10 protein-coding genes are annotated in these 12,204 nt (G+C 38.8%); 6 read left to right on the top strand and 4 right to left on the bottom strand.

Going from position 1 to position 12,204, the window contains the following annotated elements; translation table 11 throughout:
• Positions 1–6: 6 nt before the first annotated feature.
• Together EHQ16_RS11420 and EHQ16_RS11415 are read right to left on the bottom strand one after the other, a co-directional pair.
• Positions 7–1,134: an Lsa36 family surface (lipo)protein gene (locus EHQ16_RS11420; protein ID WP_135632037.1), complete on the bottom strand. Its 1,128-nt coding sequence runs from the start codon at positions 1,132–1,134 to the stop codon at positions 7–9.
• Positions 1,135–1,187: 53 nt separating this feature from the next.
• On the bottom strand, positions 1,188–2,117 hold the full coding sequence (locus tag EHQ16_RS11415) for a DMT family transporter (RefSeq protein WP_409035636.1): 930 nt from the start codon (positions 2,115–2,117) through the stop codon (positions 1,188–1,190).
• Between the two features lie 36 nt (positions 2,118–2,153).
• Here EHQ16_RS11415 and EHQ16_RS11410 point away from each other — a divergent pair, with 36 nt between their 5' ends.
• Positions 2,154–2,456 carry a hypothetical protein gene (locus tag EHQ16_RS11410; protein ID WP_135632039.1) on the top strand — a complete coding sequence of 101 codons (303 nt, stop codon included), beginning with the start codon at positions 2,154–2,156 and terminating at the stop codon, positions 2,454–2,456.
• A 12-nt stretch (positions 2,457–2,468) separates the two neighbouring features.
• Here EHQ16_RS11410 and EHQ16_RS11405 read toward each other — a convergent pair whose 3' ends face one another.
• Complete coding sequence (locus tag EHQ16_RS11405; RefSeq protein ID WP_002975661.1) at positions 2,469–2,747, bottom strand: TIGR04454 family lipoprotein; 279 nt, start codon at positions 2,745–2,747, stop codon at positions 2,469–2,471.
• Between the two features lie 65 nt (positions 2,748–2,812).
• On the opposite strand from EHQ16_RS11405, the gene EHQ16_RS11400 reads away from it, so the two are divergent.
• From EHQ16_RS11400 to EHQ16_RS11380, 5 genes are all read left to right on the top strand, one after another.
• Positions 2,813–3,157, top strand: coding sequence for a VOC family protein (locus tag EHQ16_RS11400; RefSeq protein WP_135632040.1), 345 nt, complete (start codon positions 2,813–2,815; stop codon positions 3,155–3,157).
• Positions 3,158–3,225: 68 nt separating this feature from the next.
• Positions 3,226–5,286, top strand: a complete 2,061-nt coding sequence (locus EHQ16_RS11395) for a methyl-accepting chemotaxis protein (protein WP_135632041.1) — start codon at positions 3,226–3,228, stop codon at positions 5,284–5,286.
• Positions 5,287–5,293: 7 nt separating this feature from the next.
• The gene (locus EHQ16_RS11390; protein ID WP_135632042.1) at positions 5,294–7,366 is read left to right on the top strand and encodes a methyl-accepting chemotaxis protein; all 2,073 of its coding nucleotides are present in this window, start codon (positions 5,294–5,296) and stop codon (positions 7,364–7,366) included.
• A gap of 266 nt (positions 7,367–7,632) precedes the next feature.
• Positions 7,633–9,411 (top strand): M61 family metallopeptidase, encoded by a 1,779-nt coding sequence (locus EHQ16_RS11385; protein ID WP_135632043.1) that lies wholly within the window; start codon positions 7,633–7,635, stop codon positions 9,409–9,411.
• Positions 9,412–10,371 carry a magnesium transporter CorA family protein gene (locus EHQ16_RS11380; RefSeq protein WP_135632044.1) on the top strand — a complete coding sequence of 320 codons (960 nt, stop codon included), beginning with the start codon at positions 9,412–9,414 and terminating at the stop codon, positions 10,369–10,371.
• 12 nt (positions 10,372–10,383) lie between these two features.
• On the opposite strand, the gene EHQ16_RS11375 is transcribed toward EHQ16_RS11380, so the two are convergent.
• On the bottom strand, positions 10,384–12,204 hold the full coding sequence (locus EHQ16_RS11375) for a hypothetical protein (RefSeq protein ID WP_135632045.1): 1,821 nt from the start codon (positions 12,202–12,204) through the stop codon (positions 10,384–10,386).

Genomic DNA, 12,204 nt, shown 5'->3' with positions numbered 1-12,204 from the left:
GATTTCCTAAAAGGAGAGTTTGACTCCCAAGTTGGCAGAATAGAGGTCCTTTCCTCCATACAAACCTTCGGCAATGACCTTCACTAAGAAGAGATCCAGTTCCAAACCGACGATCCCGTATCCAATCCCCCTTCTCGAATGGGACTCACCTGAGGCCCGAAACCCAAGAGTGGCATTCGGATTTTGTGCAAGGAGTTCCTTGTCTAGAGCGGATTGGTATTCTCTCGGAAGTTCCAAAGGAAGTGTGTCATTCAAAGTGACAAGAAATGGGCCACGTCTCGATAGAGAAGCGGAATTACTTCCTGAATTCCAGCTATATCCCCCACCCACGATCACATTCGCAATCCAGAATACCCCGAGTCCAGTACGCAAATCAACATTTGTAGTTTGAACCTTGGTATTAAAAACAAAATTGGTATCCCCACCCCACTTTCCTTTCACACCTTGGAATTCAATTTGGGCAGCTTTCCCTTCTAGGTAACTAAGACTCATGTTTTGTTCCATTACATGATGTCCCACCCCCACATTGATTCCATTCCAAGTGATGAGGTTCATCAAAAAACCTTCTTTCTCTACCAATTGGTAACGCAACATACCACCATACGAGCGTACGGCGATACGACCTTCATAGTTTTTATTATTAGAAGCAGCTTGGATTTGGTCTTGAGAAACCGCCACATTCATTCCATGGAGGAAAATTCCGAACCTACGGAGAAAACTATCATCCGATGCCCCAATCAACCATCCAGGGTTGATATCCAGATGGAAGGAAGGAATCACAGCACCACCTACGTTAGGAAGTTTTGGATATTTGATATAATCGTCTTGGATTTGGATGTCGTCTTTTTTGTATCCGGCAGCAGAAGCACTGACACCAAATTGGATCCGACGTACAGTTCCTGTTCCGATATTACTTGCGCCCACATTGGCAAGAAAACCAGCTTCTAAATTGGTTTTGAGTACTTCGTTTAAGTACCCTGTTTCAAACTTTTTAAGGGAACCATTCCCTGCTTCTGTCAGTGGAGCTGGTAAAAAACTACAAGCCGATCCTTCACAAGTAAATTGTGCATACAGTTCCGATTGGGACAGACTTGTGGCAAATACGAGTAGAAGTAGCAGATTTCGCAAATTCATATAGATCCTTAATTCTCTACCTGGTTTCAACAATTGGAAAGAAAAATTCTCTCTCAAACAGACACTTCTTTTGCTTTTTTTGCCGTGCTAATCCAAAAAACACCAGTCAGTACGAATAAAGTACCAATGCTATGTAGTATAGTAATGGGTTCATCCAGTAATAAGTAAGCAAGGAAAAGAGTCGACATTGGCCCAACTGACCCTACAATAGCAGCTGTTTTGCTACCAACTCGTTTGATTCCCTCGGAAACAAATACAGCAGGAACGACAGTGTTGACTGTCCCCATAACAAAGGCCAAAGCGTAAAATGACAATGGTTGGATGAGTTCTTGATAAGTACCAAAAATCGCAAAATGAATGAATACAGCAAAAGAAGAAATGATCAGCGCCCAAGCGGTAAATTTTCTTGCACCTAACTTTGGAATGATGGATCCACTTCCCATCAAATAAATAGCATAAGTAAGTGCCGATAATAAAATAAAAAAAGCACCTAAACTTACATCCTTAGCAGAACCTAACTGGACATCCTGTCCATAAGCCAAAAAAACTCCGGTATAAGTTAGAATGAGAGAGAATACTTCCCTTGTATGGATTTTTTTCTTTAAAAATAAAAAGGAAAGAAGCACAACTATAGTGGGATAAACAAAAAGAATGATTCGTTCGAGGCCAGCACTAATGTATTTGAGTCCTAAAAAGTCAAAAAGACTGGCTAAATAATAACCAACCACTCCCATAAAGATAATATTAAAGATATCTTTTTTTGTAAGTGTTGTTTTACCTTCTTCCCTTTCCGCTTTCCAAGCCATCCAGGCCAAAAAAGGAAATGCAAAAACCATTCGAAAGAAAAGAGACCCGATGGCAGAAATTTCGTATCTGTAAGTCAATTTTACAATCACGGCTTTTGCGCTAAATAAAAGTGCTCCAATGAGAACCAGCACCACCCCTTTCCATTCTTTACTCGTATTTTCTTTCACTAAACCCATCCTGAAACCACAAGGAAATCCCGATAGTTTTATTGAATGAAACTAACTTTGATTTTGGGAGTATTTCTAGTTTTTGGTTTTGTCCTTCTTGCTGATGTTACAGAAGAAATTTCTAAACCTTTACTCCGAGTTTTCCCCACCTTCCGACCGGAAGAATGTGAAGACTGGGCCATTCGGCCTTTGATTTGCAAAAGATGTTTATGGGAAGGGAAACGGTATGCGCAGGAAATTCGGTTTTTTGAAGATGGCCCTTACCGAACACACGGCTGTTACAAAGAACCGGGGGGATTTGAAAGTTTAGAAGAGGAAACAAAAACCGGGAAAACAAGTTCCCGGTAGGATTCTAAAAAATTATTTTTTTACACAACCCATAATGCCAGCAAAACCTGGAGCATTTTTCAAACAGTTTGGATCAAATTTTCCTTCCATACACTGATCGATCATTTTTTGTTTACCTTGTTGCAATCCTGCGAGAACTGGTGCTGCTGCTGGATTCTTTTTAGCTTCTTCTTCAATTTGAGTGAATGTGCTAGCGAGAGCCGACTCACACTCTTCTTGGGTATACACTTTGGATTTACAATTAGCCAAGAAAAGCCCGAGAGCGAGCGCCAGAATGAGGGATTTTTTCATGAAAAACTCCGATACATAGATTTCATGATAACTTCTTTTTTAGAAAGGGATTTGAAAAGAAAAAAATGATCCACCACATTGCCATCGGTACACCGGACCCTTCCCATTTAGCCGCATTTTACCTTAAAATTCCCGGCGCAAAACAAATCCAAGAATTTCATTATCCTTCTGGGCTTTTGCGTTCCGTTTGGATCGAGTTTGGCCAGGTCATCCTTATGTTAGAAGAAGGTGAAAAGAAGTCCTCTCGCGCCCTTGTTTTTTCCCTAACGGAAAATGAAAAATCAGATTGGATCCAGTTTCTGACTCAAATAGAAATCCAAAACAAAACAGAGTATACGGTTTACTTCTTAGATACGGATGGGAATTTACTCGGCCTAAGCAATTATCCAGAAAAACTTAGAATCATTTAGGAAATGTGTTGAGAAAACATAGAAGCTCTTTATGGTAACAATTCACTTAGGAAAGAATATCCAAGAGAATGAACATCAAACAGAAGTTAGCTTTAGGTACATCAGTCATTACACTTTTTTCATTAGGAGTAATACTCACTCTCATCTCTTATGTCATATACAAAAATGCCAAAGAAAACGCACTGGAAAACATTTCAGTTTTAGCAGATAAAATCTCTCTCGATGTTGGTGATTATCTTTCCGCTCCCTTAAATGAAGCCTACCTTCTGAAACAAATTTTACAAGAGCCAAATCTACTAGATAGGGAGAGAGTGTTTCGAGTTCTAAATGTAATGACTGCTTCCAACGAATCTATCTTAGGAACTTATGTTGTTTTTGAACCGAATGCTTTCGACGGCAAAGACTCTAACTACCGTAATGCGAATTATCATGACAAAACAGGGAGGTTCATTCCCTATTCGGTAAAATCCAATGGGAAAATCATCATTGAACCCGTAGTGGGCTCAGATCTTCCTGAATCTGACTTTTACCAATTACCCAAAAAAAACAAAAAGGTAGAACTCATTCCTCCTTTTGATTACAAGGTGGATGGTAAAGAAGTCACGATGATTTCTCTTGTGTATCCAGTGCTTCGGAACCAAACCTTTGTGGGAATTGCGGGTGCTGACCTTTCCTTAGAAACCATTCGATCCTATCTTCAAAAATTAAAGATCCTAGAGGGAACAGTAAAGATCTCACTCATTGCCAGTAACGGATACGTACTTTTTAATGGACTCCACCCCGACACAAAAGAAGTAAACTGGCAGGACAAAGAAGATCCTTATGTGAATTTGGCGATGAGTACAGGACAAAGGCAAAATTATTCCGACTCCGACTACTTTCATGTAAGTTTGCCCATCCATCTTGTGGAAAATACAGCTCCATGGACACTTCGCGTTTCTTATCCACAAGAAAAGATTACAAACGAAATCCAATTTATCTTTTGGATTGCTTTAGGCCTAGGAATCACAGGGATTCTTTTTTCTACTTTAGCCAATATCATTATCTTTCGGAAACTAGTGGATAGTAGACTTCAAACATTGATTGCATTTACGAAAGATGCAGCAAGTGGGAATCTCTCTAAAGAAATCAATGACAACCAGAAAGATGAAATTGGAAACTTAGTAGAAGCGGTGGTCGCAATGATTGCAAACATTCGCCATATCTTAAGTGTTGCACAAACATCCGGGACTGAGCTGACAGAAACTTCGAAATTTATGGAGAATACCATCATCGAACTTTCTGACTTAGCACAAAGCCAAGCTGCTTCTTCCGAAGAAGCCAGTGCCACTGTGGAAGAACTGAATGCATCGTCCGAAACCATCAACTCCAATGTGGTACAAGCAGTAGACAATTCGAAGTCCATTCACAACTCATTATTATCCATCCAATCACTAGTTCAAAACATAACAACGGAAGTGGAATCCTTTGGACAAATTGCTGTCCTTGCCAATAAAAAAGCAGAAGAAGGACGAAATATGGCGGGGCTCACTTCCAAAGCCATTGAAGAAATCCAAGAGAAGTCACTGGCGATCACTGAATTTTCAGAAGTAATTTCGAATATATCAGAAAAAACAAGCTTACTTGCGTTAAATGCTGCGATTGAAGCAGCACGTGCGGGAGAATCAGGGCGTGGGTTTGCTGTGGTGGCAGAAGAAATTTCTAAACTTGCTGCCCAAGCTGCCGAATCGGTTTCACAAATCAATACCCTATCGGAAGAAGCTTTAGATTCCATCCAAAACGGGGGAACACAGGTTACAAAACTCATTGATCTCTTACGAGAAATCATCAAAGAAGTTTCCGTTATTTTTGAAAAAGCTAGAGAGATTGTCCCACTCATCCAAGATCAAAAAACAAAAACCGATCAAATTTATGAGGAAATTGAAGAAATTACGGCTCTTGTAGAATCCATCCAACAATCAACGGAAGAACAAAAAAGAGCCACATTTGAACTATCAAATATGACAATTAATATTTCCAACGGTTCACAAATCCTATCGGAACAATCAGAAACCATGTCAGCCAATTCCCTTCGCATGACAGGAATTAGTTCTAAAATTTCCGATGTTTTGTTAAAATTCAACTTATAGGCGAACCATGAGCATCAAAAAGAAAATCATCCTAATTTCTCTGGCCGTTATCTCCGTCATCATCGCCGGGATTATGGTGGTTTTGTCTCTTGTTGTGAGGTCAACTTTACTTCATAATCTGGGAGAGGATACCGAATACATCTCTTCAAAAATCGTTAGTGACATTTCTCATACTTTGACAGCACCAATGAATAAAACTTTCGCCATTCGTAAGTCCTACGAAGACGGATCCATAAACACACGACCAGTTGCCATTCGTTATCTAAAACATTTAATCCAAGAGAAAGACATCGCCTTCGCCGTTTATTGTGCTTTTGAACCCAATGCATTTGATGGAAAAGATTCCGCCTATAAAGGGGCGGCCATCCATGACACATCGGGCCGTTTTATCCCCTATGTTTTTCGCGATGGGGATAAAATTGTGATCGAACCATTAAAAGATTTAGATGATCCCATTAACGGAGAATATTATCAAAAACCTAAGGCTACTTTAATTAAAAGTATCACATCTCCTTATATCTACAAAGCAGGAGGGAAAGATATTTTTATCGTGTCAATTATGGAACCTATTTTACGTAACGGTAAATTTATTGGGATTTCTGGAATTGATATTAGCCTTAACACTATCAAAGAATATTTAGATTCACTCAAGTTTGCTGATGGTGAAGGAAAAATTACTCTCATCTCTGACAACCACTTGGTTTTGTATGATGGATTTTCGGACCTATCGGAAGGGTTAGACTTTCGCTCCGCTGCCGACCCATCTTTTTATGAAAGATTAAAAAACAAAGATAAATCAATTTATAAGTACGATGGTTATTATCATGTCGCTATACCCATCACCATCATCGCAGGGAACAATCCATGGTTTGCTAGAATTTCGATCCCAGAGTCACAAATACAATCCACATTGAACTCCATCCTGATCACAACCATAACTCTTGGGATTTTGGGTGTGATACTTTCTACTTTATCCATTTATTTCAGTTTTCAGAGGTTGGTAGATCGAAGGATTAAAGCCATAAACCTATCCACAGAAAAAGTAGCAGCTGGTGATTTAAGAGAGTCCATCGCAATCGATCAGTTAGATGAGTTGGGCAGTATTATGGTAAGTTTAGGCAAAATGATCGAACATCTACGAAAACTTATACGTATTGCACAAAAATCCTCGAGTAAAATCAGTGATACCACAGACAAAATCCAAGGAACCATCATAGAACTGAATGATTTAGCACAAAACCAAGCTGCGTCTTCGGAGGAAGCCAGTGCCACTGTGGAAGAACTCAATGCTTCTTCAGAAACCATTCATAGCAATGTATTAAGTGCGGTGGAAAACACAGAGACCATCCATCAGTCATTAGGTGACATTCAGAAATTAATGAAACGGATTTTAGAAAAAGTAAATTCCTTCGGTGAAATTTCGGTCAGGGCCAACCGCAACGCGGAAGAAGGAAGAATTATGGCAAAGGAAACTTCCTTGGCCATCCGAGAGATCCAAGACAAATCCAAAACAATCACAGCTTTTTCTAACGTAATTTCTGATATTGCAAAACGAACCGGATTACTTGCGTTAAATGCTGCCATAGAGGCCGCACGTGCTGGGGAAACAGGAAAAGGTTTTGCAGTAGTGGCAGAAGAAATCACAAAACTGGCAAGCCAATCTGCGGAATCAGTTTCACAGATCAATCTTCTCTCCTCAGAAGCTCTCGCCTCCATAGAACGGGGGAACGTCCAAGTAGAGAGACTAGTCGAAGTTTTGAAAAAAATCACCGACGAAGTATCCGAAATTTATATTTCCTCCAATGAAATACGACCAATGTTTGAAGACCAAAGTGTAAGAACAGAAAGTATATATACCGAAGTCGCGGAAATCACAGAACAGGTAAAGGCCATCCAACTTTCCACCGAGGAACAACAACGAGCCACAGCGGAACTGGCAAATATGACGGTTAATATTTCCAATAGCTCACAGGTGTTATCTGACCAAACATCCTCGATGTCTGAGAATGCAGAACGCCTTGGCCAAGTGACAAACACACTTGATGAATTACTCAAAAGTTTTAGGATTGAGAAGGAATGAAGGAATCTTTCCAAGCGACTGCATAAGCCCGAAGGAGACCACCCGTTCGGAACTTGGAAAGACTGTGTCTGGTCGGTTTTGCAACAAAGCTAGAGGCGTTATTGCCCAGCCACCTCGCGAGTCAAAAATCTTTTGTTGTAACAACTACTTTCCAAATAGACCACCTCCTTTGCTCATACCTTAGCTATGCCTTTTCTAGTACTATTGAGAAATAACGTCAAGAAAACATTTGATCAAAACTAAAAATAAAAGAAGATAGGGTTACCATGGCAAAAGAACCACAGGAAAAAACCATAACCGAAGTAGACCAGTCTAACTCCCTTCAGCTGGATTTTGAAGTCTCCATTTTTGACCTCTTCAAACATTACTTCCAGGTAAAACTTCGAGTCCATTCCGACCTATCAGAAATGGTATTCTGTTTGCCTAGTTGGACCCCTGGTTCCTATATGATCCGAGACTACGGAACCCACCTCCATAAATTCGAAGTGAAAAATTCCCAAACAGGAGAATCTGTTTCTTGGGAAATGGTCGACTTACACCGTTGGAAATTAAAAAATCTACCCCCTGAATTTGAAATTACTTATATCATTTATGCCTTTGAAGACTTCACGGTAAGAACCAATTATTTAGAAACAGAGTTTGGATTCATCAATCCTCCAGCTTTGTTTTTATACCCAGAGGGAAAACTCAACCAACCTTCTACAGTGTTGTTCCAAGTTTCGGATTATTTTCCTTATGTGTATTCCAGTTTGACTCGCGATGTAGAGAATCAAAAAAACTTTTATGCCAAACATTTTGATGAATTGTTTGATTCCCCTTTCCATCTAAGCAAACAACATTCTGTATTTTTCATCGCAGGAACCACCAAACATGAATTACTTGTTGAAGGTGATGTAACCTTCGATTTCAAAACCAAACTCGCGGAAGACTTAAAACGAATCACAGAAACACAAATTGAATGGATGATGGAAAGTCCAAATCCTTATTATTTATTTGTTCTCAATTTGAGTTTACCGGCTTATGGAGGACTCGAACACAGAGCCTCAAGTATCAATTACTTTAATCCAGAACTTCTCTCCGATGAAGAAGAATACAAAAGACTCCTTGAGCTACTATCACATGAATACTTTCATCTTTGGAATATCAAACGGATTCGCCCCATTGCTCTCGGACCATTTGACTACCAAAAACCAAACCTAACTCGTGAATTGTGGATTGCCGAAGGTTTCACAAGTTTTTATGATGTATATTTTCTTTACCACTCTGGGTTTCTTACGAAAGAAGAATATTTATCCAAACTCCAATCGGACATTTTATCTTTGGAAGACAATGAAGCCGATTCTTGGATGAGTCTGGAAGAATCATCCTTTACTGCTTGGACAAAATATTACAAAAGAAACGCGAATAGCCACAACATCACAGTTTCTTATTACACAAAGGGAGGAGTTCTTGCCCTCTGTATGAACTTATTTTTGTTAAAGGAATCCAAAGAGAAAAAAACTATCCGCCATGTTTTCCATAAACTAAACGAAGTATTTGTAAAAACCAAAGGACGAGGATTCACCAAACAAGAATTCTTTGATACGGTAAAAGAAGTAACTGGTGTCGATTTAAAAACAGAATTTAATGATTATTTAGAGAATCCGAAACCAATTCCAGTAGACTATTATTTAGATATCATTGGAATCCAAAGGATCCAAACTGATTTAGTAGGAGACACCGGGTTCAAAACAAAAGAAAAAGCAGGAAACCTTTACATACAAAAGTTACTTCACAAAGCAGATACAGAATCTTTTGACTTAATGTTAGACGATGAAATTTTAGCGATCAATGGCAAACGTGCGTCTTCCAACACCTTACAAAAATTGGAAAAAAATCTCAGGCCAGGAGAAAAATTCCATCTCATCCTTTCTCGGGCCGGGAAAATCAAAGAGTCTATGATCACAGCATCTGGATTCTATAAAACAAGAAAATTTGTGATCGCAGAGGATACAACTGATGAGAGAAAAGAACTCAGAGAATTTTTTCTAAGGAATGTAGTGTAAATGCCAGCACTTTTTAATTTCATACTCACACCTTCTAGTAAAGATGAAGTCCTCCTAGACCGGCCGCTCCCCCTCTCTCATAGGCATCCTAAACATTGGATTCATATCACGGCAGAAAATGAGGAAAAACTAACCTTTCTTTTTCAAAAACATGACATCCACCAACTAACAATTGAAGACATTTTGAATCCAACGAGCCGGATCAAACTAGAGATTTTTCCTAACTATATCTTTTTTGTGTTTCGTGGGTTTCATTTTGAAAGGAACCAACTCACACAGAAGAATTTTAACTTTATCTTAACTCCTTACCAAATCATTTCCTTAACACTTGATTACCGAGACAGTATTGGGGATCTAATTGACCAATGGAAAGTGAATCATAAAATTTTGGCGCGTGGGTATGAATTTATCGTACACAAAATTTTAGACATTGAAACCGACCATACACTTGCCATCACTCAAAAGATCGAAGAAAGGATCGAACATTTTGAAGATCAAATTTTTAGTAATGCAAAGTCATTGGATATCAGTAATGTTTATAGTTTACGAGCAAGCCTTCTTTCCATCAAAAAAGGGATGTTACAAAACAAAGAAGTGTTAGAAGATTTAGAAAAAATCAAAAACAGTTTTTTCAGTGATGAAGCCGATGCTTTTTTTCGGGACGTTCGTGACCATTCCCTTCGGATTTTAGAACTTGTAGATAGTAATATAGAATCCATATCGTCTGCCCTCGAAGCCCATATTGCAATCTCCACTCGTAAAACAAACGAAATCATGAAAATACTCACAATCATGACTGCAATTATGTTACCAATGTCTCTTGTCGCAGGAATTTATGGAATGAACTTCCGACATATGCCAACTTTAGAATGGGAATATGGATTCATCACTGCCCTTGGAGCTATGGGGTTTTTAGGTATTTTGATGTTACTTTATTTTAGAATCAAACGTTGGTATTAGTTGGTATTAATGCTAAATCAAACTACGAATTTGAACCAGTAACTCTTTGTCTTCGTCAGGAGGTTCGATTTCCCCTCTTGTCCATTGGTTGAAAAGTTCCTTCAAACGTTTGTTCAGTGATTCAAACTCGGGTGAATTGGGAAAAAGGATTACAGAGTTTGATTTTACTGTTTTGCCAGTTGTGGATATAAACGCAAAGTCTGGGATCATTTTTTCCAAAGTTTCCGCAGAGAAAGCCGGATAATTAGAACCCAACCAATCTACTGATGGTAAACAATTTTTTTGAAAATAGGCATCACTGAGAGCAGAAGTGAGAGCCCTTTTCAGTTGTTGTTTTTTTTCTTTTTCAAATCGTTCTTCTCTTTCCCTTAATTTCTTTTTAAAGAAATTTTCCCTTCGTTTTTGGTATAAAAACTGGCGATCCATCTGCGCATAGGTTAAGATCGATTTTGCCTTCGCATAACCAGAGTTTACTATAGGAGTCACTCCTAAATAATAAAAAAGTTTATAAAACCAAGGGATATAATTGAAATAAACAGTTTGCAGATTTTTACCGTAGGTTTTGACAAACTCATCATCTTTAAAAAGAGGTTTTAGTTCTTTTTCATTTAACTCAATGATGGCCTTTAGGTATAAAATATGTTCCGTTGTGAACCGGTAATTCTGAAAAATTAGATTATTGATATCCTTGATATTACTTTGGTTGTTATTCACAAAAACAGCAATTTTCGAATCTTGGTCATGCCATTCTGCAGAAAGAACTTTGGGATTTTTTCGAAGTAAATCTATGATGATGGTATCGTGTTCATTGTCCTTTTCTAAATTGATCCGAAGTAGTCTTGAATCAAAATCAAATTGGCTATCCAACATCTTCATATACACTTTGAGGAGCCGGTCTACTTCCCGTTTTTTTTCGACCTCTGCGTATTTGGCTGCCATCTCAGCCACTTTTCGTAAATTGTGAACTAAGGGATAAAATCCGTTTTCCTTTAAAATTTCCTTAAACCCATACAACATTTCAATTTTGGAACGGATGAGATCAATTTCACTCGGTTCTGAATTGCCATTGGCAGGTACTGTTGTATGAATCCGCTCGAAGGCCAATCTGATTTCTGTATCAAAGGCCTTGGCTAAAGGTTCTACTTTCGTCATTAAATATTCATTGGCGATATGGAGGAAACTGGCGGCCTCCATTTCTGGAATCGAATAAAAACCTACATGGGGAAGCACAATGATCCGGGGATCCGCTTCCAATTCATCGATAATGAGTCCACGAGAACGTTTCAACATCTCAGCTGACGGTTGTAAGGGGAACTGTTTAGGTTCCAACATCCGATCTAATTCGTCACCAGAACCTTTTTCTTCTTTGTAATCAATATCTGCGAGTTTGTTTAATACAGTCCGCCAAGTATCTTCAGATAAAATCCGCTTCGCTTGGATGTATTGGTATAAATGTTCTGTAGATCTTGCGATGAGTAATTTATATGGTTCCTCTAAAGGCATTCCTCCGGGAAGGCCTACAAGAAAATTCACAAATCGTAACTCACCCACATCGGCATCGTATTTGATTTCAAAAAGTTGGGTAGTGAGCCCGTAATCAATGAGCTGCCACATCGCATCCAGGGCAGTTTCATGATCCATTTTTAATTTTTCAAAATTCGAATCTGTTGGTCGAAACAAATGGCCGGCTTCAATGTTCTCGCGCGAACTTTGAATCTCCACATTTTTCATAATAGACAAGGCTTCTTTTTGTAAAATGATCCCGGATGACCTTCCTAAGTTTTCTTTAGTGGTCAGTTGTAAAAAATGATCGTGAGGAACTGATATTCTCAT

It is taken from the genome of Leptospira kanakyensis (assembly GCF_004769235.1).
GTDB lineage: Bacteria > Spirochaetota > Leptospiria > Leptospirales > Leptospiraceae > Leptospira_A > Leptospira_A kanakyensis.
Note: the sequence above shows the minus strand (reverse complement) of the source record. Positions and strands in the feature narration are given on the sequence as shown.

Bases quoted from the DNA above. Each gene is read 5' to 3' on its own strand.
- EHQ16_RS11420 (WP_135632037.1), bottom strand. From the start codon at position 1,134: ATGAATTTGCGAAATCTGCTACTTCTACTCGTATTTGCCACAAGTCTG.
- EHQ16_RS11415 (WP_409035636.1), bottom strand. From the start codon at position 2,117: ATGGGTTTAGTGAAAGAAAATACGAGTAAAGAATGGAAAGGGGTGGTG.
- EHQ16_RS11410 (WP_135632039.1), top strand. From the start codon at position 2,154: ATGAAACTAACTTTGATTTTGGGAGTATTTCTAGTTTTTGGTTTTGTC.
- EHQ16_RS11405 (WP_002975661.1), bottom strand. From the start codon at position 2,747: ATGAAAAAATCCCTCATTCTGGCGCTCGCTCTCGGGCTTTTCTTGGCT.
- EHQ16_RS11400 (WP_135632040.1), top strand. From the start codon at position 2,813: ATGATCCACCACATTGCCATCGGTACACCGGACCCTTCCCATTTAGCC.
- EHQ16_RS11395 (WP_135632041.1), top strand. From the start codon at position 3,226: ATGAACATCAAACAGAAGTTAGCTTTAGGTACATCAGTCATTACACTT.
- EHQ16_RS11390 (WP_135632042.1), top strand. From the start codon at position 5,294: ATGAGCATCAAAAAGAAAATCATCCTAATTTCTCTGGCCGTTATCTCC.
- EHQ16_RS11385 (WP_135632043.1), top strand. From the start codon at position 7,633: ATGGCAAAAGAACCACAGGAAAAAACCATAACCGAAGTAGACCAGTCT.
- EHQ16_RS11380 (WP_135632044.1), top strand. From the start codon at position 9,412: ATGCCAGCACTTTTTAATTTCATACTCACACCTTCTAGTAAAGATGAA.
- EHQ16_RS11375 (WP_135632045.1), bottom strand. From the start codon at position 12,204: ATGAGAATATCAGTTCCTCACGATCATTTTTTACAACTGACCACTAAA.